Here is a 25,175-nt window from a genome sequence, read left to right as displayed (position 1 = left end):
GCACCCGCTGGCGGGGCTTTTCCTTGGGAAAGAAAAAGGCCCCGAAAAAGGGAAGAACCAAAAGCAAAAACCGCGCCTTCATCCAGGCGCGGTTTTTGGTTCCGATGGCCGGCGAACCGGCCACTGGGCAGAAACGCTTAAATCAGCCCTGACGGGCCTTGAAGCGCGGGTTCTGCTTGTTGATGACGTACACGCGACCCTTGCGGCGGATAACGCGGCAAGCCTTGTGGCGGGTCTTCATCGACTTGAGGGAGTTCACGATCTTCATGATTTGGACTCGGGCACTTGGATTGGATCACGGTTCGAGGCCGGGAAAATAGTAAGGGCCGGCCCCGCTGTCAACCTGAGTCATATCGTAAAATCGATCAGCTGATATCCGCCGGCTTCAACACGTAGAAACGGTACAGGCGGATGCCGGCGTCCAGCACCGCGACCCGGCGGGCCCACAGCTCCACCTCCTCCACCACCGCGACCTTGGTTTCATGATCCATGCTGTGCTGCTCCAGATGGGTCACCAGCCCCTGGATGGCGGACAGGATCAGGCCGCGGTGCAGGTCGGAGATGTCCTCCGTGATGCGGATGTCGAGGTTACGCTGCTGCAGGCCCTGGGCGTATTGGTCCACGGTCCAGGGGTGCGGTTCCACCGGCTCATGGTCCAGCCAGCCCTTGAACACCGGGCCGCCGGCCTTGGCCTTGTCCAGCACATAGTCGGTGAACAGGAAGTGGCCGCGCGGCTTCAACGCCGCCTCCACCGCGTCCAGCAGGCCATCCTTGTTGCGGACGGTGTAGAAACCCTCCTTGGCAAACACCGCGTCCACGCGCTTGGGCCAGGAGAAGGTTTCGGGATCGTAGGGCTGGATCGGGGCCTGCCGGGCCATGCCGGCCTTGTGGGAGCGGAACATGCCGGCTTCCGCCAACACCGGATTCGATTCCAGGCCCGTCACCCAGGCGCCGAACTGCGACGCCATGCTGCGGGTGGAACCGCCCAGGCCCGCCGCGAGGTCCAGCACGCTCATGGCCGGATTCAGCCCCAAAGGCTTCACCAGGGTCGGGATATGGTCGTTGCCGCCGGGGGTGGCATAGCCGTCGCCCCAGATCTTTTCCGCCACCTGCACGCGGGTGGCCGTCCATAACGGCTTGCCGGAACGGTTCAGGACGCGGCGGTCGGCCGCGGATTGCGGCGACTGCTTGCCCCCCGGCACCCCGCCGGCACCGGCCTCGTCCTCATCCGGGTGTGGCCGGCGGCTGAGTAGCGCCGCGAGGTCATAGCCCTCCCACCAGGCGACGAAACGGTCCCGCAGGGTCGCCCGCGGAAGGGTCGCCTGCGGCAACGCCGCACCCTTGGAGCCCTGCTGGGCGGACATGCGTGGAACCAGCCCCATGGATCATTAACACGGAAACATATTGTACAGTCATTGCGCGGCGGTTGAAATGGCCATACTGAAACGCGCGTGCGGTCCGTTGACGCCCGCTGGTGACGGCCGCCGGTGAAGCCCTTGGTGGAACAGCCGACCGGCCCCTGACGCTTGCGCATCCCACCCACCTGGCAAATATGCCTCTTTTCCAACGGCGGGTGTCGTACGCTCGTTTTGCTCCGCTTTTCCTGCCACCCCACCGGCCCGCCGCTTACTGGATAGCCCCATGACCGAGTCGGATCACAACCGGGTGCTGCTTGTCGAGGACACCGCCCCCCTGGCGCGGGTCTACATGGAATATCTGCGCAGCGAAGGCTACGAGGTAGAGCATCAGGAGACCGGGACCCTGGCGCTGGACAGCCTGCGGGCCGCGCCGCCCGGCGCCCTGGTGCTGGATCTGAAGCTGCCGGACATGGACGGGCTTGAGGTGCTGCGCGCGGCGCGGGAAAGCCACCCCGACCTGCCGGTCATCGTGGTGACGGCCCACGGCTCCATCAGCGTGGCGGTGGAGGCCATGCGCGACGGCGCCTTCGACTTCCTGGTGAAACCGTTCACCGCCGCGCGATTGATCGTCACCGTGCGCAACGCCCTGGAACGCCGCCGCCTGACGCGAATCGTGGCGCATTACCGGCGGGAATTGGACCGGGGCAGCTTTCACGCTTTCGTCGGCGCCTCCGCCCCCATGCAGACGGTCTACCGCCTGATCGAGAGCGTGGCGCCCAGCCGGGCCAGCGTCTTCCTGACGGGCGAAAGCGGCACGGGCAAGGAACTGGCGGCCGACGCCATACACCGCTGCAGCCCCCGCCGGGGCCATCCCTTCATCGCCATCAACTGCGCCGCCATCCCCAAGGATTTGCTGGAAAGCGAAATCTTCGGCCATGTGAAGGGCGCCTTCACCGGGGCGGTGGGGGACCGCGCGGGCGCCGCGCGCCAGGCCGATGGCGGCACCCTGTTCCTGGATGAGGTGTGCGAGATGCCGATGGAGCTGCAGGCCAAGATCCTGCGCTTCGTCCAGACCGGCACCTTCCAGCCCGTGGGGGGCACGCAGATGGAAAAGGTGGACGTCCGCTTCATCTCCGCCACCAACCGCGACCCGCTGGCGGAGGTGGCGGCCGGCCGCTTCCGCGAGGATTTGTATTATCGCCTGCACGTGGTGCCCATCCATCTGCCCCCTTTGCGTGATCGTGAGGGCGATGTCTGCCTCATCGCCCGCCACTTCCTGATCGACATGGCGGAGGAGGAGGGCAAGGCCTTCCAACGCCTGGACGCGGACGCCGAATCGGCGTTGATGGCCTACGACTTTCCCGGCAACGTCCGGCAGTTGCAGAACATCCTGCGCAATGTCGTGGTGCTGAATGACGGCGCCGCGGTCACCCGCGCCATGCTGCCGGAACCGTTGCGCAGCGCCTCAGCCGACGCGACGCCCCTGCGCCTGAACCCGCAGGAACCCAAGGTTCCCAAGGGGGTGGCGGCTGCGGCGGCCACGCATCCGGCCGCCCCGCCGGCGTCCGCCCTATCGGCCGAGACGGGTGAAATCGTGCCCTTGTGGCAGCTGGAGAAGCAAGCGATTCAACGTGCGCTTGCGCTGACGGGGGATGACGTGCCCCGCGCCGCCGCCCTGCTGGAAATCAGCCCGTCGACCATCTACCGCAAGCTTCAGCAATGGAAAATCAAGATAACCGGCTGAGGTGACTTGGACGCAATATCTGGGGCCCCACTTCCCCTGACGCCACCCGTTATTGCGGTCTATTCATGCCCGAGCGCCCGTTACGCGCCTGGGCCCGCCGCCCGCGCACGAAATGACTTGGCGCCCGGCCATAGCATGGCTGGTGCAGTCCCGCTTTTTCCGGTATAAGCTGCCACACAGGAGGAAATCCTTGCGCAGCCAGATCCGGCTTGGGAGGGGCGCGTGGTGGGGATCCTTCTTGCGACCGGTGCCCCCGGCCAAGCACTTTATCGACTACATTCGAGTTCAAATCACATGTATGAGCGCCGTTCTCCGCAGAGCCCGCAGATCACCCGCCGGGGCGTCAACGCCACCGTCAAATGGTACAACCCCACGAAAGGTTTTGGTTTCGTGACCCTGTCCGACGGGTCGCCGGACGCCTTCTTGCACGCCTCCGTCGTGCAGGCCTTCGGCCACGACAGCTTGGCGGACGGCACCACCATCAATTGCGACCTGTCCCAGGGCCAGAAGGGTCCGCAGGTTGCCGCCATCCACAGTGTGGATGAGTCCACCGCCACCCCGGGCGGCGGCGGAATGGGCGGCGGCATGGGCGGTGGCATGGGCGGCGGTCGCCGCGACAGCTTCGGTGGTGGCGCCCCGCGCCGCGCCGGCGGCTGGGAAGCCAGCGGCCCGACCGAGACCGTCGAAGGCACTGTGAAGTTCTACAGCGCCGACAAGGGCTTCGGCTTCGTTACCCCCGATGGCGGCGGGAAGGACGTGTTCGTCCACATCACCGCGCTGGAGCGTTCGGGCGTCCGCGCCCTGGCGCCGGAGCAGCGGGTTCGCCTGACGACCAGCATGGGTCAGAAGGGTCCGCAGGCCAACCGCGTGGAAGTCCTCTGATCCATCGGGTTTGAGGAAGGGAAGGAACGGCGCCGGGGGCTCCTGGCGCCGGCTTTCCTGTTTACCTGAGTAAGTTGCTTCGTCCTCGACCCGCTGGTGCCTGATGGCGACGCCCCTCAGGGGGAACGATCCGGGTGCCGGCGTTGGGGAGCTTTATTTGCGGGCCGGAGACACGGAACGCGCCGTCCACCAGGGCGGCGCGTTTTGTCTTTTGCACATGGTAGCGCTAGCAGGACGACGCCCGGGATAGGCGGCCCGCTGCGCGGCCGTTCCCCTGTTCCCCGGCCGGTAGCGCCATGTCATTGTTGCGACATGCACCAGACCGCCCGGCAGACCGCCCCCGCCCGTCCCCATCGTTCCATCCTGGGCCTTGCGCTGGCCCCGGCCCTGCTGGCCGCATCCCTGGCCCTGGCCCTGGCGCCGCTGGCCGCCAGCGGCCCGGCGCACGCCCAGGGCGGCGATCCGGAACTGGCATCCCCGTTCGCACCCCGGCCGCTGGTGCGCACCAAGTCCGACATGGTGGTGGCGGCCAATCCGCTGGCGGTGGAAGTGGGACATGCGATGCTGCGACAGGGCGGCAGCGCCGTGGATGCCGCCATCGCCGTGCAACTGGTGCTGGGCCTGGTGGAACCCCAGTCCTCCGGCCTGGGCGGCGGCGGCTACATGCTGATCTGGGACCCGAAGGCCAAAAAGCTGGTCTCGCTGGACGGGCGGGAAACCGCGCCGGCGGGCGCCCTGCCTGATCGCTTCGTCGGCGGCGACGGCCGCCCCATGCCCCTGATGCGCGCCTTCGACGGCGGCCGCGCGGTGGGCACCCCCGGCATTCCCGCCCTGCTGGCGGAGGCACACAAGCGCTATGGCAAGCTGCCCTGGGCCACGCTGTTCCAACCCGCCATCCAACTGGCCCGCGACGGCTTCGTGGTCAGCCCGCGCCTGGCTTTGCTGCTGAAAGGCCTGACACCACAGTTGAAGGACCGGCCGGACATGGTGGCCCTGTTCTTCCACACCGGGCCGGATGGCAGCCTGGCGCCCCTGCAGGCGGGGGAGACCTTCCGCAACCCGGCCATGGCCCATACGCTGGAGGTGCTGGCGGCACAGGGGCCCGATGCTTACTACCACGGCCCCCTGGGCCAGGACCTGGTCCAGCATCTGGCCGACAGCGCCTTGCCGGCCAATACGCCCGGCGGGTCTCCGGCCCTGGTCACCGCCCAGGATCTGGCCGCCTACAAGGTGGAGGAGCGCGATCCCCTGTGCACACCCTACCGCCAGTGGAAGGTGTGCAGCATGGGGCCCAGCAGTTCCGGCGGCATCGCCATCGTGGAGATGCTGGGCCTGCTGGAGCATTTCGACATGAAGGCCCTGGGCAAGGACTCGCCCACCGCCTGGCACCTGATGGTGGAGGCCAGCCGCCTGGCCTATGCCGACCGCGATCTCTATGTCGGCGACCCGGCGTTCGTCACCGTGCCCAAGGGTCTGCTGGACAAGGGCTATCTGGCCGACCGCGCCAAGCTGATCGACCCGGCGCACGCCGCCCAGGGCCCCGTGGCCGCCGGCGTGCCACCGCAGAAGCAGGGTGCGCTGTACGGCCCCGGATGGCAGGCCGACATCCCCTCGACCTCGCACATGTCGCTGATGGACGGCAGCGGCATGGCCGTGTCCTTCACCACCTCGGTGGAGTTCGCTTTCGGCTCGGGCATGGCGGTGGACGGCTATGTGCTGAACAACCAGCTCACCGACTTCTCCTTCATCCCGACCAGCCCGGGCACCGGCCTGCCGGTGGCCAACGCCGTGGCGGCGGGCAAGCGCCCCCGGTCCTCCATGGCGCCCACCATCGTCTTCGACCAGGCGGGCAAGCCCGTGCTGGTGGTGGGCTCGCCCGGCGGGCCGGCCATCATCGGCTATGTCGCGGAAACCATCATCGCGGCGCTGGACTGGGGCCTGGACGCGCAGGAGGCAGTCAGCCTGCCGCGCATCGTGAACCGCAACGGCACCACCGCCCTGGAGAACGGCCCCTGGGCTCCGCCCCTGAAGGCCGGGCTGGAGGCGTTGGGCCAGACGGTGGAGCTGAAGTCCATGCCCAGCGGCCTGCACGTCATCAAGCGCACCGCCACCGGCCTGGAAGGCGGCGTCGACCCCCGCCGCGAGGGGTTGGCAGCGGGGGACTGAAGCGCCGCCGCCATTTTCACCTTTTGATTAGGCCGCGACTGCGGCCGCCGGAGCGAGTGCCGGAGGGCGGAGCGAGGACAAGGCAAGCGGGCGCATGCCCGCGCCCGCCGCCTGAGGGAACCTGCATTAAGCCTCAAGCCGCCGTGCGGGCGGCCTGGGCCATGATGTCGTTGGCGGTGGGCACGCGGCCCATGCCGGACTTCGCGCGCTTGGCGGCCATGGGCAGGATGGGGGCGGTGACGGTGCCGCCCTCGGCCGCCCGGCGCACGCTGCGCGCCACCTTGCTGTAGGCGCCCGTCTCGATCTGGCGGATGCGTTCCTTGCTGACGCCGTAATGCTGGGCCAGCCGTTCCAGCGTCACCGGCTCTTCCGCCAGGTTGCGGGAGATGAAGATGTGGCGCTCACGGTCCCCCAGGGCCTTCAACGCGTCCAGCATCAGCCCCTTGCGCTGGCTCAGCTCGCTGCCCTCGGCCAGGCGGCTTTCCACGGATTCGGTGTCATCGGCCAGGAGGTCCATGGCCTCCTGCTCGCCCTCGTCGCCCATGGCGACGTTCAGGGAGGCGACAGGGGTGGCGAAGCGGTGCTCCATCTCCCGCACCTCCTCCACCGTGGCGTCCATCTCCACCGCGATGCGCTCCGCCTCCTCGTCCGTCATCATGCGGTCGTGGATGCCCAGGCGACGCTGGGCCTGGCGCAGGTTGAAGAACAGGCGCTTCAGCGCGGCGGTGTTGCCGCCCTTCAGCATGGACCAGTTGTGCAGGACATAGGACTGGACTTCCGCCCGGATCCACCACAGCGCGTAGGTCGCCAGGCGGAAGCCGCGCGCCGGGTCGAAGCGCTGCACCGCCTTCACCAGGCCGATGTTGGCTTCGGAGATCAGATCGCCCACCGGCAGGCCGGAGCGGGCATAGCGGGAGGCGATCTTGATGGCCAGCCGCATATGGCTGTGTACCAGTTCGTCCGCGGCGCGCTGGTCTTGGCTGGTGGCCCAGCGGTTGGCCAGCTCAATCTCGCGCTCAGGCGACAGCATGGGGTAGCGGTTGGCCTGGGCCGTGTAGGCCCGCAGCAGGTCGACCGACTCAGAAGAGAATGAACCCATCGCCCGTCCCCTTTCAGTACCGTCCGGATGCGCCTCGGCGCCGGACTTGGCCCAGAATGCCGTGGCGCGGGGCAGCAAATCCGCCGCATCCCGTTCACCACGCTGTCATCTTTGGCCGGGACATCTAAAGATTGGGTTAACAGTCTTGAACAACGGCGCGGCATACCCAACGCCCCGCCAACCGCGGCATCGGGACGGCGGTTCCGCACCACAGGGTGGACAGGCGGAGACAGGCGCCAACCAAACCTTGCCCGGCGGGCGCCCCTACGGCAGCATCCGGGAATAAGCAATCACTAACCCCGGGGCGGGTTCTTGCGCCGCCGCCGGGGCACCTCGGGAGACATGAGATGAGTCACGCCACGGTCCTGGTGGAGGATGGGAACGGGGTGCGCACCCTGGTGCTGAACCGCCCGGAAAAGCGGAACGCCCTGACCGGCGCCATGTACACCGCCCTGGCCGATGCCTTGACCGGCGCCGCCACCGACGAGTCGGTGGGGGCCGTGCTGATCCAGGGATCGGGCGGCAGCTTCACCGCTGGCAACGATCTGGCGGACTTCCTGGCCGGCCCGGCGCTGACCGCCGACAATCCGGTGATGCGTTTCCTGCGCGCGCTCGCCACCTTCCCCAAGCCCGTGGTGGCGGCGGTGGAGGGCCACGCGGTGGGTATCGGCACCACCCTGCTGATGCACTGCGACCTGGTCTATGCCGCGCCCAGCGCCCATTTCGCCATGCCCTTCGTCAGCCTGGGCCTGGTGCCGGAGGCGGGGTCCAGCCTGCTGGCCGCCCGCCTGCTGGGCCATCCCAAGGCGGCCGCCATGCTGATGGCCGGCGAAGCGCTCACGGCGGACGCGGCGGAAGCGGCGGGCCTGATCAACGCCGTCATCCCCACCGACACGCTGTATGAACATGCCGCCGCCAAAGCGGCGGCGCTGGCGGCGAAGCCCCGGGCGGCAATGGCCCAGACCAAGGCCCTGATGCGCCATGACACGCCCCAGGTGTTGGAAACCATGGCGCGAGAGGCCGTGCTGTTCAGCCAGGCGCTGGCCAGCCCGGAGGCCAAGGCCGCCTTCCAGGCCTTCCTGTCCAAGGGCAAGGCCTGAACGCCGGATGGGGCCCATCCCGCCCGCCGGCGCGGGTGGGCCCTCCCCCGAGGGCATCGGGCGGCCAGCAAGACAAAAGCCGCGTCCGGTGATCCGTCGCGGCTTCAAGCTATTGATTTCAAATCTGGATTTTCTGGTGAAGGATGGTGGGCGCGACAGGGATTGAACCTGTGACCCCTACCATGTCAAGGTAGTGCTCTCCCGCTGAGCTACGCGCCCATCCTTCGAAATCCGCCGATTTTTGCGGGGCCCCGTTGCCGGGGTCATCGGCGTGGGCGGGTGTGTAGCATCGCCCGAACCGGCTGGCAACCCTTCTGTTTCATCAAACCGAAAATTTTCTTCCCATGCCCCACCACGGCGTTGGATGGCCCCCCTTCTCTTCGGCCGGCTGGCCGCCTGTCTGGGTAGGCCCCTTCAATTATTGGGAAAGTTGGCCAGCAACCGGCCACCGCCGGAATCCGATCCGTCCAAGCAATCCTTGAAGGATGTGTAATCCGTCGGCTCGTAGGCAGTATGATCCTTGACCAGCTTTGCCGACGTATCGATAGACCAGCCGATCACGCCCACATGGAGTGACGCCAGAAGTCGCATCAGTTCCAGCGACAGCTCTGGAGTTCGGGGACCGGCACAGCCCCCCTTCGGGGTCGCGTTCCATTCTGTCGCTATCATGGGGACCTGCGCCGCGCTGGCACTGAAATGCCTGCGCCAATAATCCGCCGAGTTGAGATGGGCTTCGTTGCGCATCGGGTCGAGGTAAGGATGAACGGCCATCGCCATACGGTCAGGCAGGCGGTCGTGAACCATTGGGAAGAGATCATTGGTCCACTGCGCATAACCGAGGCCGTCGAGAAGCAGGATGTTCGCCGCCCCCAGCGACCGCACCTCATCAATCAGCGTCTGCATGCCCTGCGCCCAAATCTGGTGACTGCCAGGTTGGGTCCAGCCCAACTTGGGCTCGTTAAACAGCTCGAACATGATCCCTGGGTCATGCACAAACTGCGGCGCCAGCGCTTGCCAAGCGCGCGTCGTGCCGTCGTCGGGCATACCGGCCATATTCTGCAGACCGCCGCTATCCCCCCAACTCATCGAGCAAATGACCACAAAACCGGCGGCACGGGCCTGCTTGATCGCGCCGGTCAGTTCGACCAAATACGCGGGGTCGTGGATGGGGGAGCGGGGGTCGAGCGCGGCCTGACTGATCTGGAACCGGATCACGCTACCCCCCAACACGGATCTGATCGCGTTGAATTCGGCTTGCCCCCACCATTGCCGGCCGGGGTTATTGCTCTCGTCATTCATCCATTTGGGCGCGGACGGAATGAACTTCGGACGAACGAAAGCCGCAACATTGACGCCTTTGGGTAACCAGGGCTGACCATCTAGGTAGAAGGCCCTGCCTTGAAGGGTAACGGCACCGGATGCGGCCGTAGCCACAGCCGATGGCAACAACAGCACAAACAGCAAGAGGAGGCGCAGCACCATCTCACCCTCCCATCCACATCCATCCGCTTGGAATGAAGCGACATCCGTAACCAGCGGGCGCGTGCCGCAGCGGCGGCGCAACCACACAGCATCCAAAGACGTGACGTGGCCCGATGGAGCACAGCCACGATCCCATAGGAGGCGATTGGCCATAGGATACGATTGGGCGTGGAGTTGGAATGGCGCGGATTGACACGGAACTGCGCCGAAGGCGCCCCGCCCATCCATCCGCACTGGCGACGCCAACAGCGGACCGCGCAAGCGATAGGCACTCCCTGGGACGGCGACTCGCGAGTGTTCCACCCGGGCTGCGGCATCCAGAGATGATTCCGGGCCCGGAAATAAAGAAGGGCCGCGCCTATCGGCACGGCCCTGAGTTTAGGGAGGAAACGCCCAAGAAGTGCGTTACGACAGAACCGCGATCGCGGCCATGTCGCACTGCACAATATGCCGATCGAAGCCCGGTTGATCAAGCGGAAAATGAAGGCCGACGGAAGAATCTTGATTATTCAGGCTATTGCGTATGGCGGACGAAAATCGGCCTACCTCAACCGTTGTGCGACGCAACACGTTGATTCAAGAGAAGTTCGTGTAATTGCGTTACATCCGCCGGACAAGCTCCCCTCTAAATTTCCTGTACCAACGATATTGACAGCGCTGTCGCCGCCACGTTTTAAGACGGGAGTGGAAATCGTGCGGGCAGGATGTGGCCCGCCCGCCCGCGCCTTCCCCTTAGGGAACGGTGTGCGCGCTCACCGCCACCGCTCACAAGGTGGCGGGAACAAGTGAATTGGGACGGAAACGGGAAAGGAAGGCGTCACCCATGCAGGGCCTCTCGCTCTTGGCGGATATCGGCGGCACCAACGCCCGCTTCGCCCTCTCCGAGTCCTCGGACGCGGCGTCAAACGACGCGCACGCGGCCACCATCTCCGGCGTGCGCATCCTGCCCTGCGCGGACTACCCCTCGCTGGAAGCGGCGGCGGAGGCCTATCTGGCGCTGGAGGCGCCGGGCGTGCGGCCCAAGCAGGCGGCCATCGCGCTGGCCGGCCCGGTCACCGGCGACCGCATCCGCATGACCAACCTGCCCTGGGAGTTTTCCATCGACGGGGTGCGCCGCTCGCTGTCGCTGGATCGGCTGGAAGTGATCAACGACTTCACGGCCGTGGCCCTGTCCATCCCCACCCTGGTGCCCGACGACCGGGTGCAGGTAGGCGACGGCGCCCCGGTGGCGGACGCGCCCATCGCAGTGCTGGGGCCCGGCAGCGGCCTCGGCGTCTCCGCCCTGGTCCCGCGCAAGCGCAGCAACGGCCAACCGGGCTGGACGGCCCTGGCGACCGAGGGCGGCCATGTCACCATGGCCCCGATCAACGACCGCGAGTCGGCCATCCTGGCGGTGCTGCGTAAGCAGTTCGACCATGTGTCGGCGGAGCGCGTGCTGTCCGGCCCCGGCCTGGTCAACCTGTATGAGGCGGTGTGCCTGGCCGACGGCAGGGAGCCGGCGCGCCTGACCGCCGCCCAGGTCACGGCCGCCGGCACCCAGCACGCCGGCGACCCCGCCTGTATCGAGGCCCTGGACCTATTCTGCGGCATGCTGGGCACGGTGGCCGGCAACCTGGCCCTGTCCATCGGCGCGCGCGGCGGCGTCTATATCGCCGGCGGCATCGCCCCCCGCATCCTGCCCTTCTTCACCCACAGCCGTTTCCGCAAGCGCTTCGTGGAAAAGGGCCGCATGCGCGACTATCTGGGCCCCATTCCCACTTACGTGGTGACCCACCCCCTGCCCGCCTTCCTGGGCCTGACGGCCAAGCTGGACGGCTGATCGCCGGCCATATCCCCGTCACGGTTAAATGAAACGGCGCCCCGATGATCGGTGGCGCCGTTTTCTTGTGCTCACTCCGTCTCCGCATCCTCCGGCGGCGCCTCGCCCCAGCGGCGCAGGCGGCCGCCGTCGATGTCGAATAAGTCCAGGATGCGGCCGACGGTGTGGTCCACCAGATCGTCCACGCTGTCCGGCCGGATGTACATGGCCGGCACCGGCGGGGCGATAACGGCCCCCATCTCGGCCAGGGCTGTCAGGGTGCGCAGGTGCCCCAGGTGCAGCGGCGTCTCCCGCACCATCAGCACCAGGCGCCGCCGTTCCTTCAGCACGACGTCCGCCGCCCGGGTCAGCAGGGTGGACGTCACGCCGGTGGCGATCTCGCTCATGGTGCGGATGGAGCACGGCGCGATGACCATGCCCAGGGTGCGGAAGCTGCCGCTGGAGATGGCGGCGCCGACATTGGCGACGGCGTGGTTGACGTCGGCCAGGGCCCGCACGTCGGCGGGCTTCAGGTCCGTCTCATGCGCCAGCGTCATCTCCGCCGACCGGCTCATCACAAGGTGGGTTTCGATAGGCAAAGGGCGCAGCATTTCCAGCAGGCGGACGCCATAGAGCACGCCCGAGGCGCCACTGATGCCGACAATAAGGCGGGAGGGTGCGGTGGTCATGATACCTCTGTCCATGATCCCCGGGATTTAACGCCGCCCCGGCATGGCGTCCATCGATTTGCGGTTGGCTGGTCCATGACGTTGAGAACGGGCCGCCATTCTTTCCGTATCGTGAAGGGTCCTGTCGCGGCTGCGGTCTAAAAGCGGCGGCCGCATGGACCTATGTTCAGGGGCGGGTGGTTACCCACCGTCCCCCGCCCACCGCCCCTACCCCCCCTGGCACGTCCCGATAGGAATGGGTTCCATCATGACCACCACTCCCGACCTTTTCGCGCCGACGCATATCGGCGCCATCCCCGTCGCCAACCGCATCGCCATGGCGCCCCTGACACGCGCCCGCGCCGGCATGGACGGGGTCCACACCCCGCTGGCGGTGGAGTATTACCGCCAGCGCGCCAGCGCCGGCCTGATCATCACCGAGGCCACCAACATCTCCCGCCAGGGACGCGGCTATGCCTATACCCCCGGCATCTACACGCCGGAGCACGTGACGGCGTGGAAGGCGGTGACGGACGCCGTGCACCAGGCGGGTGGGCACATCGTGCTGCAGCTGTGGCATGTGGGCCGCATCTCCCACACCAGTCTGCAGGAGGGCGGCGCCGCCCCGGTGGCGCCCAGCGCCCTGCAGGCGGGCGGTGAAACCTATGTCGAGGGCGGCTTCGCCCAACCCTCCCTGCCCCGCGCGCTGGAAACGGAGGAGATCGCCGGCATCATCGCCGATTACCGCCGCGCCGCCGAGAACGCCAAGGCCGCCGGCTTCGACGGGGTCGAGGTCCATTCCGCCAACAACTACCTGCTGGAGCAGTTCATCCGCGACAGCACCAACCATCGCACCGACCGCTATGGTGGCAGCGTGGAGAACCGCACCCGCCTGACGGTGGAGGTGGCCCAGGCCGTGACCCAAGTGTGGGGGCCGGAGCGCGTAGGCCTGCGCCTGTCGCCCATCACCCAGGCGGCGGGCAACACCCCGCTGGACAGCGACCCCAATGGCACCTACGGCTTCCTGGCCGAACGCCTGGGCGAGCTGAACCTGGCCTATCTGCATTGCGTGGAGGGACAGACGCGCGGCCCCAACGGCGCGCAGCATTTCGACTTCCAGGCCTTGCGCCGGAAGTTCGGCGGCGCCTACATCGCCAACAATGGCTATGACCGCGACCTGGCGGCCCGCGCCATCGCCGAGGGCCGCGCCGACATGGTGGCCTTCGGCCGCCCCTTCATCGCCAACCCCGACCTGGTCCATCGCCTGAAGACCGGCACGCCCCTGGCCCAGGCCCCGCAGGAGGCGTTCTACGGCGGTGGCGCCAAGGGCTACACCGACTGGCCCAACGCGGCGTGACGCCGGTTGCCTCAAACGCTGGCGGTCGCGGGCTAACACCGCCATGACATTTCATGCCGGTGGGGGGCGCCAGACGTTTGGGAAAAGAAAAGGGCGGCCTCTCGCGGGGCCGCCCTTTTCACGTCACTGGGACCGATCAGAGGATCACTCCTCGATCTCCTCCTCGCGCTCCTCATCCTCCAAGGCGGCCTGCTCGGCGGCCAGCGCGCGGTCCTCTGCCGTCTCCAGCAGGGTGGTGGTCTCCATCTCCGGTTCCGGCAGGCCACGGCGGGCGCGGGACAGGGCGGCCTCCAGCTCACGCTGGCTGCACAGGCCCAGCAGCACGGGGCTGCGCGGCTTGATGTTGCTGGTGTTCCAGTGGGTCTTGTCGCGCACCGCGGCGATGGTCGGCTTGGTGGTACCGATCAGGCGGGAAATGGCGGCGTCCGACAGTTCCGGATGGTTCTTCAGCAGCCAAGCGATGCCGTCGGGCTTGTCGCCACGCTTGGTCACCGGGGTGTAGCGCGGGCCCTTGGCGCGCGCGATCGGCTGCGGCAGGTCGTGGATACGAATCTGCAGCTTCAGGTCCGGGTTCTTCTCGCAGCGCTCGATCTCGTCCTTGGTCAACTCGCCGTTGCCCACCGGATCGCGGCCGACCATGCCAATCGCCACCTCGCCATCGGCGATGGCCTGCACTTCCAGCGAGTGCATGCCGCAGAACTCGGCGATCTGCTCAAAGGACAGCGCGGTGTTCTCAACCAGCCAGACCGCGGTGGCCTTCGGCATCAAGGGCAGTGCCATGCTTCCTCCTAACCCGTGGCGGGGCGTCCCGCCAACACGCCTAAAACCCGTGAATACGGTAGCGAAAAGCAATATCCGCCCGTCGCGCGGGCTGAAGGCCCCACGCAGCCGGACGGAAAACTGTGACGCGTACACTTGCTATATAGAGGCACGCGGCGGGCGAGGCCACGCCTTTTTATAGGCCCGGCCCCTCTTGCCTTGGGTAGACCGCGGCCTTAAACGGTCAAAACGATCTTGCCGACATGGCCGCTGCTTTCCATGAGCGCGTGCGCCGCCGCCGCCTCTTCCAAGGGGAAGGTCTTGTGGATCACCGGGCGGACCTTCCCCTGCGCCAGCAGCGGCCACACCTTTTCCGCCAGGCTGGCGGCAATGGCGGCCTTCTCCTCCGCCGTGCGGGGCCGCAGGGTGGACCCGGTCAGAACAAGGCGCTTGGTCATCACCGGCACCATGTTCAGGGTGACCTTGGCCCCGCGCAGGAAGGCGATGGTGACGTGACGGCCCTGGTCGGCCAGGGCGTCAATGTTGCGGGGCAGGTAATCGCCCCCCACCATGTCCAGGATGACGTCGACGCCGCGTCCGCCCGTCGCCTCCTTCACCACGGCGACGAAATCCTCCGTCTTGTAGTCGATGCCGCGCTCGGCGCCGATCTCCTCACAGGCCTTGGCCTTATCCGGCCCGCCGGCGGTGGCGAAGACGCGGGCGCCGAAGGCCCTGGCCAACTGGATGGCCGTGGTGCCGATGCCGCTGGTGCCGCCATGGACCAGGAAGCTTTCCCCGCGGCCAGACGGCCGCGGTCGAAGACGTTGGTCCAGACGGTGAAGAAGGTTTCCGGCAGGGCCGCCGCCTCCACCATGCTGAAGCCATCCGGGACGGGCAGGCACTGACCGGCCGGCGCCACGGCGTGGTCGGCATAGCCGCCACCATTCACCAGGGCGCAGACGGCATCGCCCACGGCCCAGCCCGTCACCCCCTCGCCCAGGGCGGCGATGGTGCCCGCAACCTCCAGCCCCGGCAGGTCGGAGGCGCCGGGCGGTGGCGGGTAGAGGCCCGCCCGCTGCAGGCAATCCGGCCGGTTGACACCGGCGGCGGCCACCTGAATCAGAACCTGGCCGGGGCCCGGCTGCGGCAGCGGCCGCTCGATGGGCTTCAGGACCTCAGGCCCGCCGGGTTCGGTGATGGCGATGGCGCGCATGGCTTCCAAATCTCCGTTCTTACATCCGGCGGGGGATGGCCCCCTCGCCGCTTGGGGTCTTGCACCATGTAGGCCCCCGGCGGCACAGTGACAACCGACACGGCTGGAGGGCCAGCCCTCCCCAGGATAAGGCTACCGCCCCATGGACACCGACGACATCGCCCCACCGCCGAGCCGCCCCAGCAGCTTCCTGGACATCGCCCGCCTGTCGGTGGGTGAACTGCGCGAATATCGCAACAGCCTGGAGGCGGAGATCGCGCGGGTGGACGACGCCATCAAGGCCAAGCAGGCCTCGCTGAACGCCGCCGCCGCGTTTTTTAAGAGCTAGCGGCGGCCTGAGCTTTCGGATGCGGGGCGCCGGGGACTGAGGACTTTCCAAACATCAAACCGGAACGGCCTCGAAGGTCGCCGTGTCCAGGGTGAAGGTGCCGTCGGCCTCGATGGCGAAATGCCCGGTGACGGCGTCCGCCGTGCGCGCCTGCAGGGAGCGGATGGCAGCCACATGGCTGTCCGGCGGGGTCATGCGCGCAATCCAGCTGCCGAACTCCAGGCGCAGGCGCCGCTCCGTGACACCCGTGACGCGGAAGCCCGCCGCCGCCAGGGCCGCCCGCCATTCCGCCACCGAGTAATTGCGCACATGCGACGGGTCGCGCAGCAGCTCGATGCTTTGCAGGAAGGTGTCCAGCAGCGGCTGGCCCGGCGTCACCACGTCCATGAAGACGGCGACGCCATTGGGCTTCACCACCCGCCGCGCCTCCCTCAGGCCCGCCGCCAGGTCCGGCCAATGGTGGGCGCTGTAGCGGCTGACCACGGCGCAGAAGTGGGCGTCATCGGCCGGCACCGCATCAGCCCGGCCCACCCGCGTCCCGATATTGGCCAGGCCGCGCCGCTCCGCCTCCGCCGCCACGGCGGCCAGCATATCGGGCGACAGGTCGCAGGCCACCACTTGGCCGACATGGGGCGCCACGGTGAAGGCGACATGCCCGCCGCCACAGCCCAAATCCAGGACGGTCTTGTAGCCCTTGCCTGCCACCAGGCCGGCCAACTGCCGCAAATCCTCCCCCTGGGCGTGGACGGCGCTGGCGACATAGGCGGCGGCCTGCGGGCCGAACTGGCCGGCCACCAGCGATTCCTGGTCCCGCCCGCCAACCGTTTGAGGCGCTTGCTGGGTGGTCATTCCCTATTCCCCTTCTTTTGAGACGACGCCGATGCGGCGGCGTGGAGCGGCAGGATGGCATCCCTTTAAACTGGTACAAGATCCAGGTTTATACTGGTATCAATACCTACCACCCTGCGGCAAAGGCCCCCCATGGACATCCTGGACACCTCAAAACGGCGGGAGTTGGGGGAATTCGTGCGGGCGCAGCGGGAACGGCTGTCACCGGCGGCCCTGGGCTTGGCACCTGGCCCCCGCCGCCGCACGCCCGGACTGCGGCGGGAGGAGTTGGCGCAGCTGAGCGGCGTCAGCGTCACCTGGTACACCTGGATAGAGCAAGGCCGCGACGTCTCCATCTCCCCCGCCGCGCTGACGCGTCTGGCCCAGGCCTTGCGCCTGTCGGCGGCGGAGCGCGCCTATCTGTTCGACCTGGCGGGAAAACGGGACCCCGATGGGAAGATGGGGGGCGACGACGCCACGGTGCCGGCGGCGCTGGACGCCCTGGTGCGGGGAATCGCCCACCCCGCCTATCTGTTGGACCGATGCTGGAACGCCCTGGCCTGGAACGTGGCGGCCGCGCGCCTGTTCACCGGCTGGCTGGCCCCGCCGGACCAGGGGACCGACCGCAACCAACTGCGCTATCTGTTCCTGAACCCCGCCGCCCAAGCCCTGATCCCGGATTGGGCGGAGCGGGCGCGGCGGGTGGTGGCGGAGTTCCGGGTGGATTACAGCCACCATCTGAACGACCCCGGCATGCGGGCCCTGGTGGCGGACCTCAGCCAGCGCAGCCCCCTGTTCGCCGACCTCTGGCACACCCACGCCGTCACCGCCCGCGCCGGTGGCGAGCGCGCCTTCCACCACCCGACCGACGGCCCCCTGCGCTATGAGCAGCTGACCTTCGCCCTGGCGGGGCAGACGGATGTGAAGCTGGTAACGCTGGTGCCAGTCAGCTGATCAGGCCGGGAGCCGTCCCTTCACCCACAGCAGCGCCGCGACGCGCAGCGCGCTGGACAGGTTGCCGTCGCGGTTGCCGTCGATCTCTTCCACCAGGGCGTTGATCGACAGGCCGCGCGCCACGGCCATGTCCTTCAGCGTTTCCCAGAACGGTTCCTCCAGCGTCACGCTGGTGGGGTGGCCGGCGATCAGGACGGAACGCTTGCGCAGGGTCATGCGGTCGCTTTCTGGTGATCAGCCACGGCGTCGACCACGGCGCGGGTGAGGAAGGCCAGGTCGTCGGCGTCCATGGTAAAGGACGGGGTGAGGTAGACGATGCGACCGAAAGGCCGCACCCAGACGCCCCGGTCGATCAGGCGCCGCTTGAGGCCGTTCATGTCGGCGATGCACTCCAGCTCCACCACGCCGATGGCGCCCAGGGTACGCACGTCCGTCACGCCGGGCAGGTCACGGCAGGGCTCCAGCCCCGCCGCCAGGCCCTGGGAGATCGCGGCCACCTGGGCCAGCCGGGGCTCGCTCTCGAACAGGTCGAGGGAGGCGTTGGCGGCGGCGCAGGCGAGCGGGTTGGCCATGTAGGTGGGGCCGTGCATTAGCGCCGCCTGGGCGTTGTCCGACCAGAAGGCCTGGAAAACCCGGTCGCTGGCCACGGTGGCGGCCAGGGCCATGGTACCACCGGTCAGGGCCTTGGACAGGGTGACGATGTCCGGCACCACGCCGGCGGCTTCACACGCGACCATCGTGCCGGTGCGGCCGAAGCCGGTGAAAATCTCATCGAAGATGAGCAGCAGGCCGTGGCGGTCGGCGGCGGCGCGCAAGGTGCGCAGCACCTGGGCGTCATGGAACAGCATGCCGCCCGCCCCCTGCACCAGCGGTTCCACCAGGATGGCGGACAGGGTGGGGGCATGGGCGGCCAGGTCACGCTCAAACCGCGCCGTGGACTCCTCATCCACCGGCAGGTCCAGGATGAGGTGTTCGGGCAACAGGCCGGCGAACAGGCTGTGCATGCCCTCCTCCGGGTCGCACACCGCCATGGTGGCGATGGTGTCGCCGTGATAGCCGCCGCGGAAGGCCGCCAGCTTGGTGCGGCCGGGCACCCCCCGGTTCAGCCAGTATTGCGTCGCCATCTTCATGGCGATTTCGACGGAGACGGAGCCGCTGTCGCAGAAGAACACGCGGTTGAGGTCGCCGGGCAGCATCGCCGCCAGGCGGGCCGCCAGGGTATAGGCCGGCTCATGCGCCAGGCCGCCGAACATGACGTGCGGCATGCGCGCCATCTGGTCAGCCACCTTCTCGCGGATGTGGGGGTGGTTGTAGCCATGGCAGGCCGTCCACCAGCTGGCCACCCCATCCACCAGCTGCCGGCCATCGGCCAGGGTAAGGCGCACCCCTTCCGTCGCCACCACCGGCAGGGGCGGCAGGGCCGTCTTCATCTGGGTGTAGGGCAGCCAGATGTGCCGGCCGCCCTGCTCATACCAGTCGTTTCGGCCTTCATTCCGGACGGGAAACGATTCAGGGCCAGCCATGATCAGTGGCCGCACGCCCCGGAGCAGCCCCCCTCGGCCGAGGGGGAGTGGGCGTGGTTCTCATCCGCGCAGCCCTCTTCCACCACGTCCATGGTGGTCATGCCCAGGCGGGCCAGCAGCTGCTTGTCATGGTCGGCCACCGGGTTGGCGGTGGTCAGCAACTTCGGCCCGTAGAAGATGGAATTGGCGCCGGCCAGGAAGCACAGGGCCTGGGTCTCGTCGCTCATGCCCTCGCGGCCGGCGGACAACCGCACCATGGAGGCCGGCATGGTGATGCGGGCCACGGCGATGGTGCGCACGAAATCGATGGCGTCCAGCGCGTCCTTGCCGCCCAGGGGCGTGCCGTCCACCTTCATCAGCATGTTGATCGGCACGCTTTCGGGGTGCTGCGGCAGGGTGGCCAGCGTGTGGATCATGCCCACACGGTCGGTCAGATCCTCGCCCATGCCGACGATGCCGCCGCAGCAGACGTTGATTCCGGCCTCACGCACGTTGGCCAGGGTGTCCAGCCGATCCTGATAGGTGCGGGTGGTGATGACGTTGCCGTAGTACTCGGGCGAGGTGTCGATGTTGTGGTTGTAATAGTCCAGCCCCGCCTCCTTCAGGCGCAGGGCCTGGCCGGCGTTCAGCATGCCGAGCGTGACGCAGGATTCCATGCCCAGCGCCTTCACTCCCTCGACCATGGCGCAGACCGATTCCAGATCCTGGTCCTTGGGGCTGCGCCAGGCGGCGCCCATGCAGAAGCGGGTGGCGCCGGCGTCCTTGGCGGCCTTGGCCTCCGCCAGAACCTTCTGCACCTCCATCAGCTTGGACGCCTTCAGGCCCGTCTCATGGTGGGCGCTCTGCGAGCAATAGCCGCAATCTTCCGGGCAGCCGCCGGTCTTGATGGACAGCAGGGTGGAAATCTGGACCTGGGTGGGGTCGAAGCGGCGGCGATGCACGGCGGCGGCCCGGAACACCAGCTCGGTGAAGGGCAGGTCGAACAGCGCCTGGATCTCGGCGCGCGTCCAGTCTGTGCGCACGTCGTCGCTCTCCAGGGCCGGGGTGCCCCTATTGTCTGTAAAGGCGGCGGAGGGGCGGCTGATGTCGATGGCGGTCACGGGTGCGTTTCCTTGGGGAAGACCGGGGGCGATACCGGGGCCGGGCCGAAGCTCAAGGCCAGCGCGCACCTAACGGCAGCGGCGAAGACCGGTCAAGAAAAACCGGGGATGCGCCTGCTGCCGGGGGATCTCGGGGAAACTTGGTGAAAGTCGACATGCCGTGCGCGACAGATGATTGCGCGACAGCGCTAAACCAGCGCCTTGAACACCGTTTCAAGAATTGAGATCACGATCTGGCCGACGATCTCGAACAGCCAGGACCAATCGTTCAGGCGTTCCGCCAAACGGGACTCTTCCTCAGCCAAAGGTGTCCCCTCTTCACGCCCGCGCATCAAAACAGGGTGAGCAACAGCCTAGTGCATCCGTAGGCTGAGATGGGCACGGAATTTGACGCCCGCAACCCAGGCGCCGCACTTTCGCAAGCGTATTACGGACTCTTGCGGCTAATCTCCGGCCGACTTCTTCAATGAATGGCACGCCCATGCAGTCCCTGACCAAATTCGCCGAGGCCAAGCTGGCCGAGATGGACGCCGCCTCGCTGCGCCGCCGGCTGGTGGACAGCGACCGCGATGGCGAGGGCGGGCTGTGGATCACCCGCCGGGGCCGGCGCCTGCTGTCCTTCTCTTGCAACGATTACCTGAACCTGGCCCACGACCCCCGGGTGAAGGCGGCGGCCGTGGCGGCGGTGGAACGGTATGGCGTGGGGGCCGCCGCCTCGCGCCTCGTCACCGGCAACCACCCGCTCTACACCGTGCTGGAGCAAAAGCTGGCCGCCTTGAAAGGGACGGAAGCGGCGTGCGTCTTCGGCTCCGGCTATCTGGCCAACGCCGGCATCATCCCCACGTTCGTGGGGCCCAAGGATCTGGTGGTGGTGGATGAACTGGCGCACGCCTGCATCTGGGCCGGCGCCAAGCTGTCCGGCGCCACGCTGCGCATCTTCCGCCATAACGATGTGGAGCATGCCGCCCAGGTGCTGGGCACCTACCGGCCGCGCCATGGACGCGCCCTGCTGGTCACGGACGGCGTCTTTTCCATGGACGGGGATCTGGCCCCCCTGCCCGCCCTGGCCAGCCTGTGCGCGCAGCATGACACCTGGCTGATGACCGACGACGCCCACGGCATCGGCGTACTGGCGGCGGGCCGCGGCTCCAGCTTCGCCTTCGGCGACAAGCCGCTGGTGCCGCTGCAGATGGGCACCTTGAGCAAGGCGGTGGGCGGCTATGGCGGCTATCTCTGCGCGTCCCAGGCGGTCATCGACCTGGTGAAGACGCGCGCCCGTACCCTGATCTATTCCACCGGCCTGCCACCCGCCACGGTGGCCGGCGCCATCGCGTCGCTGGACATCATCCAGGGTGATGCCGACCTGTGCGCCCTGCCCGTGGCCAAGGCCCGGCAATTCACCGCCCTGTTGAACCTGCCCGCCGCCGAAAGCCCCATCGTGCCCATCGTGCTGGGCGGCGCCGAGGTGACCTTGCGGGCCCAGCGCCTGCTGGAGGAAGAGGGCCTGCTGGTCACCGCCATCCGCCCACCCACCGTGCCGGCCGGCACCGCCCGCCTGCGCATCACCTTCACCGCCCGCACGCCGGACGCGGAGATCGAGCGCCTGGCCGGCCTGATCCGCGACCGCGTGCTGCCGCTCAAGAGTGTCGAGAACCCCACATGACCATCCCCGCCTTTTTCGTCACCGCCACCGGCACCGACATCGGCAAGACCTTCGTGACAGCCGGCCTGGTGCGCCGCCTGCGCGCCAAGGGCATCGCCGCCACCGCGCTGAAACCCGTGGTCAGCGGCATCGATGTGGACGACGAAGCCAGCCTGGCCGCCAGCGACCCCGCGCAGTTGCTGATCGCCATGGGCCGGCCGGTGACGCCGGCCGAGGTGGCGCGCATCAGCCCGCACCGCTACGCCGCACCGCTCTCGCCCGACATGGCGGCGGCGCGCGAGGGCCGGCCCCTGGACGTGGACGGCATGATCGAATGGTGCCGGGAAAAGGCGGCCTTCGCCGCCGCGCCTTTGTTCGTGGAGGGTGTCGGCGGCGCCATGGTGCCGCTGGACGACAGCCGCACGGTGCTGGACTGGATGGTGGCGCTGGACCTGCCCCTGCTGCTGGTCACGGGCAGCTATCTCGGCACCCTCAGCCACACCCTGACCGCCCTGGACGTGCTGGCCCGCCGGGGGCTGCGGGTCGCCGCCATCGCCGTCAGCGCCACCCCCGGCGCCACCGTGCCCCTGGCCGAGACGCTCACCACCCTCGCCCGCTTCGCCCCCGGCACCCCCCTGACGGCGATACCGAGGGTGGAGCGGGTAGCAGAGGCCGACACGGCGTTCGACGCGCTGCTGGCGGCGCTGGGCCTGTAAAATCAGGCGCGCTTACGGGCAGCGTCGCGCAAGGTCATGGAAGAGATATAGCCGGAACGGGTTTCACCCGCCGCTTTGGCCAGGACATCCAGGCGGCGCAGAATCCGGCGCGGCAACGTGATGTTCACCCGCTCCACCTTGTCGTCCAGCACGGCGGGATCCACCTCGATCATGGCGAAGATCCAGCCAACATAGTCGGGGTTGGCCCGCAGCGCCTCCAGAAGGGAGGCCGATGGAACGGAGCCGCCTTCATCCAGCGTGGCGTCCAGCCAAGCGGCGGCCGCTTCCTCCGCCGCCTTCAGCGCCTCATCCAGCGTATCGCCAGCGGAGAAACAGCCCGGCAAATCGGGAACAACGACGCCATAGGCGGTGGCCTCGTCTCCCGGCTCAATTACTACGGGATACCGCATTCCGTCCTCCATCGCGCGCCCTCATAATCCCGCCTGCTTGCGGATGGCGGCGACCAAGCCCATGCCCAAATCCTTCTTGGGATGAGGGACCACCAGAGTACCGGGGCGATGCGGATGCTTGAAGACATGGTGCGAACCGCGCACACGATCCAGCATCTAACCTACCGCTTGAAGTTCCCGGAAGGTCGACGCTTTTCATGTGTATGATACACACTGGCCAGAGGGTAGGGCAAGGGAAACGCCAAAGAGGTTCAGCCTCAACTCAGCGCCGTCTCCGCCCTGATCTCACGGATCAGGTTTTCCATGCGACGTAGCAGGGCCTCGGCCACCCTGAGCGGCACGACCACCACGTCGTCCTCGGCGTCGAACCCGCCCTGGCGGCGGATGACGATTTCATCGCGGGGGTTGGCGTAGACCGCCACGGCGGTGGCCATGTCAGCCACGATGCTCGTCTGGTCCAGATGCCCCCATTGAAACGCGCCGGCCATATCGTCCTCCATCGCTGACATTGCGAAAGAACAAACTAGGAACAATCAAGGCACAGAACAGGAATTCAGGCAAGGGGAATTTTGTGTCCCCTTGCCCGCATCTCTGGATCAGCTGGGATGGATCATGTCCTCCGGCCGCACCCAGGCGTCGAACTCCGCCTCGGTCAGGAAGCCCAGGGCCAGGCCGGCGGCCTTCAGGGTGGTGCCCTCGGCGTGGGCCTTCTTGGCGATCTTGGCCGCCTTGTCATAGCCGATGTGCGGGTTCAGGGCGGTCACCAGCATCAGGCTTTCATGCAGCGACTTGGCGATGCGGTCCTCGTTGGCCGTGATGCCCATCACGCAATTGTCGGTGAAGCTGACGGCGGCGTCGGCCAATAGGCGGATGGACTCCGCCACGTTGTGGATGATGACGGGCTTGAAGACGTTCAGCTCGAAATGGCCGGTGGCGCCCGCGATGGTGACGGTGGTGTGGTTGCCCATCACCTGGGCGCACACCATGGTCATGGCCTCCGACTGCGTCGGGTTCACCTTGCCCGGCATGATGGAACTGCCGGGCTCGTTCTCCGGCAGGCTCAACTCCCCGATACCGCAGCGCGGGCCGGAGCCCAGCAGGCGGATGTCGTTCGCCACCTTCATGAGCGAAACCGCCAGCGTGTTCAGCACGCCCGACACCTCCACCAGGCTGTCGTGCGTCGCCAGCGCCTCGAACTTGTTGGGGGCGGTGACGAAGGGCAGGCCGGTGAGGTCCGCCACCTCGGCGGCGAAGGCGGCGTCGAAGCCCTTCCGGGCGTTCAGGCCCGTGCCCACGGCCGTGCCGCCCTGGGCCAGGCGCAGCAGCGCCGGCAGGGCGGCCTTCACCCGCTCCACCCCATAGGCCAGCTGCTGGGCGTAGCCGGAGAATTCCTGGCCCAGGGTCAGAGGTGTCGCGTCCTGTAGGTGGGTGCGACCGATCTTGACGATGGCCTTGAACGCCTCCGCCTTGGCGGCCAGGGCGTCGCGCAGATGCTCCAGCGCTGGCACCAGGGTGCGGTGCAGTTCGACCGCCGCGGCGATGTGCATGGCGGTGGGAAAACTGTCGTTGGACGACTGGCCCCGGTTCACATGGTCGTTGGGGTGCACCGGCTTCTTGGACCCCATCTCCCCGCCCAGCAATTCGATGGCGCGGTTGGAGATGACCTCGTTGGCGTTCATGTTGCTCTGGGTGCCGGAGCCGGTCTGCCACACCACCAGGGGGAAGTGGTCGTCCCACTTACCGGCCGCCACCTCCGCCGCCGCCTGGATGATGGCGCGGCCCAGCGCCCCATCCAGTTCGCCCAGCTTCACGTTCGCCTGGGCCGCCGCCTGCTTCTGGATGCCCAGGGCGTGGATCAGGGCCGGGGGCATGCGATGCCCCCCGATCTTGAAGTTGCCCAGGGATCGCTGGGTCTGGGCGCCCCAGTAGCGGTCGGCGGGAACCTCCAGCGGGCCGAAGCTGTCGGTTTCGGTGCGGAAACCTTGGGGCGATGGGGCGGTCATGGGATTGATCCTCCAGGCTGTGGGACGCCGAGATTACCCCGGCGC

Annotated in this window: 24 protein-coding genes, 1 tRNA gene and 1 pseudogene; 10 read left to right on the top strand and 16 right to left on the bottom strand. The window is 67.7% G+C overall.

Features of this window, described 5'->3' with window-relative positions:
- Nucleotides 1–142 precede the first annotated feature (142 nt).
- Together ykgO and UCD39_RS23510 are read right to left on the bottom strand one after the other, a co-directional pair.
- Nucleotides 143–268, bottom strand: coding sequence for a type B 50S ribosomal protein L36 (ykgO, locus tag UCD39_RS23515; RefSeq protein ID WP_012973122.1), 126 nt, complete (start codon nucleotides 266–268; stop codon nucleotides 143–145).
- A 97-nt stretch (nucleotides 269–365) separates the two neighbouring features.
- Nucleotides 366–1,364, bottom strand: a complete 999-nt coding sequence (locus UCD39_RS23510) for an SAM-dependent methyltransferase (RefSeq protein WP_330498119.1) — start codon at nucleotides 1,362–1,364, stop codon at nucleotides 366–368.
- A gap of 277 nt (nucleotides 1,365–1,641) precedes the next feature.
- On the opposite strand from UCD39_RS23510, the gene UCD39_RS23505 reads away from it, so the two are divergent.
- From UCD39_RS23505 to ggt, 3 genes are all read left to right on the top strand, one after another.
- Nucleotides 1,642–3,102 (top strand): sigma-54-dependent transcriptional regulator, encoded by a 1,461-nt coding sequence (locus UCD39_RS23505; RefSeq protein WP_330498118.1) that lies wholly within the window; start codon nucleotides 1,642–1,644, stop codon nucleotides 3,100–3,102.
- Nucleotides 3,103–3,396: 294 nt separating this feature from the next.
- A complete protein-coding gene (locus UCD39_RS23500; RefSeq protein WP_145729590.1) occupies nucleotides 3,397–3,984 on the top strand; it encodes a cold-shock protein in 588 nt (195 codons plus the stop codon).
- A gap of 312 nt (nucleotides 3,985–4,296) precedes the next feature.
- Complete coding sequence (gene ggt / locus UCD39_RS23495) at nucleotides 4,297–6,150, top strand: gamma-glutamyltransferase (RefSeq protein ID WP_330498117.1); 1,854 nt, start codon at nucleotides 4,297–4,299, stop codon at nucleotides 6,148–6,150.
- Between the two features lie 133 nt (nucleotides 6,151–6,283).
- Here the strand turns inward: ggt and UCD39_RS23490 are convergent, their stop codons facing one another.
- The gene (locus UCD39_RS23490; RefSeq protein ID WP_330498116.1) at nucleotides 6,284–7,249 is read right to left on the bottom strand and encodes an RNA polymerase factor sigma-32; all 966 of its coding nucleotides are present in this window, start codon (nucleotides 7,247–7,249) and stop codon (nucleotides 6,284–6,286) included.
- A gap of 347 nt (nucleotides 7,250–7,596) precedes the next feature.
- Here UCD39_RS23490 and UCD39_RS23485 point away from each other — a divergent pair, with 347 nt between their 5' ends.
- Nucleotides 7,597–8,349 (top strand): enoyl-CoA hydratase-related protein, encoded by a 753-nt coding sequence (locus UCD39_RS23485; RefSeq protein WP_330498115.1) that lies wholly within the window; start codon nucleotides 7,597–7,599, stop codon nucleotides 8,347–8,349.
- A gap of 144 nt (nucleotides 8,350–8,493) precedes the next feature.
- Here UCD39_RS23485 and UCD39_RS23480 read toward each other — a convergent pair.
- Both UCD39_RS23480 and UCD39_RS23475 read right to left on the bottom strand, forming a co-directional pair.
- A tRNA-Val gene (locus UCD39_RS23480) sits at nucleotides 8,494–8,568 on the bottom strand.
- Nucleotides 8,569–8,763: 195 nt separating this feature from the next.
- Nucleotides 8,764–9,831, bottom strand: coding sequence for a cellulase family glycosylhydrolase (locus UCD39_RS23475; protein WP_330498114.1), 1,068 nt, complete (start codon nucleotides 9,829–9,831; stop codon nucleotides 8,764–8,766).
- Between the two features lie 742 nt (nucleotides 9,832–10,573).
- Here UCD39_RS23475 and UCD39_RS23470 point away from each other — a divergent pair.
- The gene (locus UCD39_RS23470) at nucleotides 10,574–11,650 is read left to right on the top strand and encodes a glucokinase (RefSeq protein WP_330498113.1); all 1,077 of its coding nucleotides are present in this window, start codon (nucleotides 10,574–10,576) and stop codon (nucleotides 11,648–11,650) included.
- A gap of 71 nt (nucleotides 11,651–11,721) precedes the next feature.
- Here the strand turns inward: UCD39_RS23470 and UCD39_RS23465 are convergent, their stop codons facing one another.
- Nucleotides 11,722–12,318, bottom strand: coding sequence for a UbiX family flavin prenyltransferase (locus UCD39_RS23465; RefSeq protein WP_330498112.1), 597 nt, complete (start codon nucleotides 12,316–12,318; stop codon nucleotides 11,722–11,724).
- 247 nt (nucleotides 12,319–12,565) lie between these two features.
- Between UCD39_RS23465 and UCD39_RS23460 the strand changes: the two genes are divergently transcribed.
- Nucleotides 12,566–13,654 (top strand): alkene reductase, encoded by a 1,089-nt coding sequence (locus UCD39_RS23460; RefSeq protein WP_330498111.1) that lies wholly within the window; start codon nucleotides 12,566–12,568, stop codon nucleotides 13,652–13,654.
- A gap of 144 nt (nucleotides 13,655–13,798) precedes the next feature.
- Here the strand turns inward: UCD39_RS23460 and UCD39_RS23455 are convergent, their stop codons facing one another.
- Nucleotides 13,799–14,434: a DUF1013 domain-containing protein gene (locus UCD39_RS23455; RefSeq protein ID WP_330498110.1), complete on the bottom strand. Its 636-nt coding sequence runs from the start codon at nucleotides 14,432–14,434 to the stop codon at nucleotides 13,799–13,801.
- 215 nt (nucleotides 14,435–14,649) lie between these two features.
- Nucleotides 14,650–15,626, bottom strand: a pseudogene (locus UCD39_RS23450) (NAD(P)H-quinone oxidoreductase).
- A gap of 142 nt (nucleotides 15,627–15,768) precedes the next feature.
- On the opposite strand from UCD39_RS23450, the gene UCD39_RS23445 reads away from it, so the two are divergent.
- The gene (locus tag UCD39_RS23445) at nucleotides 15,769–15,954 is read left to right on the top strand and encodes a DUF1192 domain-containing protein (protein WP_040847295.1); all 186 of its coding nucleotides are present in this window, start codon (nucleotides 15,769–15,771) and stop codon (nucleotides 15,952–15,954) included.
- A gap of 54 nt (nucleotides 15,955–16,008) precedes the next feature.
- Here the strand turns inward: UCD39_RS23445 and UCD39_RS23440 are convergent, their stop codons facing one another.
- Complete coding sequence (locus tag UCD39_RS23440) at nucleotides 16,009–16,803, bottom strand: class I SAM-dependent methyltransferase (protein WP_330498109.1); 795 nt, start codon at nucleotides 16,801–16,803, stop codon at nucleotides 16,009–16,011.
- A 132-nt stretch (nucleotides 16,804–16,935) separates the two neighbouring features.
- Between UCD39_RS23440 and UCD39_RS23435 the strand changes: the two genes are divergently transcribed.
- Nucleotides 16,936–17,736: a helix-turn-helix transcriptional regulator gene (locus UCD39_RS23435; protein WP_330498108.1), complete on the top strand. Its 801-nt coding sequence runs from the start codon at nucleotides 16,936–16,938 to the stop codon at nucleotides 17,734–17,736.
- Here the strand turns inward: UCD39_RS23435 and UCD39_RS23430 are convergent, their stop codons facing one another.
- Genes UCD39_RS23430 through bioB form a run of 3 tightly spaced genes read right to left on the bottom strand, consistent with a single transcriptional unit; the run spans nucleotide 17,737 to nucleotide 20,359 of the window.
- Nucleotides 17,737–17,952, bottom strand: coding sequence for a ribbon-helix-helix domain-containing protein (locus tag UCD39_RS23430; protein ID WP_330498107.1), 216 nt, complete (start codon nucleotides 17,950–17,952; stop codon nucleotides 17,737–17,739). It lies immediately after the preceding gene.
- Nucleotides 17,949–19,259, bottom strand: coding sequence for an adenosylmethionine--8-amino-7-oxononanoate transaminase (locus tag UCD39_RS23425; protein ID WP_330498106.1), 1,311 nt, complete (start codon nucleotides 19,257–19,259; stop codon nucleotides 17,949–17,951). Before UCD39_RS23425 ends, UCD39_RS23430 begins: the two co-directional genes overlap by 4 nt.
- 2 nt (nucleotides 19,260–19,261) lie before the next feature.
- Nucleotides 19,262–20,359 (bottom strand): biotin synthase BioB, encoded by a 1,098-nt coding sequence (bioB, locus tag UCD39_RS23420; RefSeq protein WP_442943698.1) that lies wholly within the window; start codon nucleotides 20,357–20,359, stop codon nucleotides 19,262–19,264.
- A gap of 481 nt (nucleotides 20,360–20,840) precedes the next feature.
- Here bioB and UCD39_RS23415 point away from each other — a divergent pair, with 481 nt between their 5' ends.
- Together UCD39_RS23415 and bioD are read left to right on the top strand one after the other, a co-directional pair.
- Nucleotides 20,841–22,022 carry an aminotransferase class I/II-fold pyridoxal phosphate-dependent enzyme gene (locus UCD39_RS23415; RefSeq protein ID WP_330498105.1) on the top strand — a complete coding sequence of 394 codons (1,182 nt, stop codon included), beginning with the start codon at nucleotides 20,841–20,843 and terminating at the stop codon, nucleotides 22,020–22,022.
- Nucleotides 22,019–22,717 (top strand): dethiobiotin synthase, encoded by a 699-nt coding sequence (bioD, locus tag UCD39_RS23410; protein ID WP_330498104.1) that lies wholly within the window; start codon nucleotides 22,019–22,021, stop codon nucleotides 22,715–22,717. Before UCD39_RS23415 ends, bioD begins: the two co-directional genes overlap by 4 nt.
- Nucleotides 22,718–22,719: 2 nt before the next feature.
- On the opposite strand, the gene UCD39_RS23405 is transcribed toward bioD, so the two are convergent.
- The 4 genes from UCD39_RS23405 to fumC form a co-directional block, all read right to left on the bottom strand.
- Entirely contained in the window at nucleotides 22,720–23,127 is a 408-nt protein-coding gene (locus UCD39_RS23405) for a type II toxin-antitoxin system HicB family antitoxin (protein WP_330498103.1), read from the bottom strand.
- 21 nt (nucleotides 23,128–23,148) lie between these two features.
- Nucleotides 23,149–23,283 (bottom strand): type II toxin-antitoxin system HicA family toxin, encoded by a 135-nt coding sequence (locus UCD39_RS23400; RefSeq protein WP_330498102.1) that lies wholly within the window; start codon nucleotides 23,281–23,283, stop codon nucleotides 23,149–23,151.
- A gap of 101 nt (nucleotides 23,284–23,384) precedes the next feature.
- Nucleotides 23,385–23,615: a hypothetical protein gene (locus tag UCD39_RS23395; protein ID WP_145729606.1), complete on the bottom strand. Its 231-nt coding sequence runs from the start codon at nucleotides 23,613–23,615 to the stop codon at nucleotides 23,385–23,387.
- Nucleotides 23,616–23,723: 108 nt separating this feature from the next.
- Nucleotides 23,724–25,130, bottom strand: coding sequence for a class II fumarate hydratase (fumC, locus tag UCD39_RS23390; RefSeq protein WP_330498101.1), 1,407 nt, complete (start codon nucleotides 25,128–25,130; stop codon nucleotides 23,724–23,726).
- Nucleotides 25,131–25,175: the final 45 nt, after the last annotated feature.

The sequence above is a fragment of the Nitrospirillum karajorum genome (assembly GCF_036348415.1).
Taxonomy (GTDB): domain Bacteria; phylum Pseudomonadota; class Alphaproteobacteria; order Azospirillales; family Azospirillaceae; genus Nitrospirillum; species Nitrospirillum amazonense_B.
This window is presented reverse-complemented; position numbering and strand designations above follow the sequence as displayed.

Bases quoted from the DNA above. Each gene is read 5' to 3' on its own strand.
- bioD (WP_330498104.1), top strand. From the start codon at position 22,019: ATGACCATCCCCGCCTTTTTCGTCACCGCCACCGGCACCGACATCGGC.
- UCD39_RS23415 (WP_330498105.1), top strand. From the start codon at position 20,841: ATGCAGTCCCTGACCAAATTCGCCGAGGCCAAGCTGGCCGAGATGGAC.
- UCD39_RS23395 (WP_145729606.1), bottom strand. From the start codon at position 23,615: ATGGCCGGCGCGTTTCAATGGGGGCATCTGGACCAGACGAGCATCGTG.
- UCD39_RS23430 (WP_330498107.1), bottom strand. From the start codon at position 17,952: ATGACCCTGCGCAAGCGTTCCGTCCTGATCGCCGGCCACCCCACCAGC.
- fumC (WP_330498101.1), bottom strand. From the start codon at position 25,130: ATGACCGCCCCATCGCCCCAAGGTTTCCGCACCGAAACCGACAGCTTC.
- ggt (WP_330498117.1), top strand. From the start codon at position 4,297: ATGCACCAGACCGCCCGGCAGACCGCCCCCGCCCGTCCCCATCGTTCC.
- UCD39_RS23510 (WP_330498119.1), bottom strand. From the start codon at position 1,364: ATGTCCGCCCAGCAGGGCTCCAAGGGTGCGGCGTTGCCGCAGGCGACC.
- UCD39_RS23405 (WP_330498103.1), bottom strand. From the start codon at position 23,127: ATGCGGTATCCCGTAGTAATTGAGCCGGGAGACGAGGCCACCGCCTAT.
- UCD39_RS23460 (WP_330498111.1), top strand. From the start codon at position 12,566: ATGACCACCACTCCCGACCTTTTCGCGCCGACGCATATCGGCGCCATC.
- UCD39_RS23485 (WP_330498115.1), top strand. From the start codon at position 7,597: ATGAGTCACGCCACGGTCCTGGTGGAGGATGGGAACGGGGTGCGCACC.
- UCD39_RS23435 (WP_330498108.1), top strand. From the start codon at position 16,936: ATGGACATCCTGGACACCTCAAAACGGCGGGAGTTGGGGGAATTCGTG.
- UCD39_RS23500 (WP_145729590.1), top strand. From the start codon at position 3,397: ATGTATGAGCGCCGTTCTCCGCAGAGCCCGCAGATCACCCGCCGGGGC.
- ykgO (WP_012973122.1), bottom strand. From the start codon at position 268: ATGAAGATCGTGAACTCCCTCAAGTCGATGAAGACCCGCCACAAGGCT.
- UCD39_RS23465 (WP_330498112.1), bottom strand. From the start codon at position 12,318: ATGACCACCGCACCCTCCCGCCTTATTGTCGGCATCAGTGGCGCCTCG.
- UCD39_RS23455 (WP_330498110.1), bottom strand. From the start codon at position 14,434: ATGGCACTGCCCTTGATGCCGAAGGCCACCGCGGTCTGGCTGGTTGAG.
- UCD39_RS23490 (WP_330498116.1), bottom strand. From the start codon at position 7,249: ATGGGTTCATTCTCTTCTGAGTCGGTCGACCTGCTGCGGGCCTACACG.
- UCD39_RS23425 (WP_330498106.1), bottom strand. From the start codon at position 19,259: ATGGCTGGCCCTGAATCGTTTCCCGTCCGGAATGAAGGCCGAAACGAC.
- UCD39_RS23400 (WP_330498102.1), bottom strand. From the start codon at position 23,283: ATGCTGGATCGTGTGCGCGGTTCGCACCATGTCTTCAAGCATCCGCAT.
- UCD39_RS23440 (WP_330498109.1), bottom strand. From the start codon at position 16,803: ATGACCACCCAGCAAGCGCCTCAAACGGTTGGCGGGCGGGACCAGGAA.
- UCD39_RS23475 (WP_330498114.1), bottom strand. From the start codon at position 9,831: ATGGTGCTGCGCCTCCTCTTGCTGTTTGTGCTGTTGTTGCCATCGGCT.
- UCD39_RS23445 (WP_040847295.1), top strand. From the start codon at position 15,769: ATGGACACCGACGACATCGCCCCACCGCCGAGCCGCCCCAGCAGCTTC.
- UCD39_RS23505 (WP_330498118.1), top strand. From the start codon at position 1,642: ATGACCGAGTCGGATCACAACCGGGTGCTGCTTGTCGAGGACACCGCC.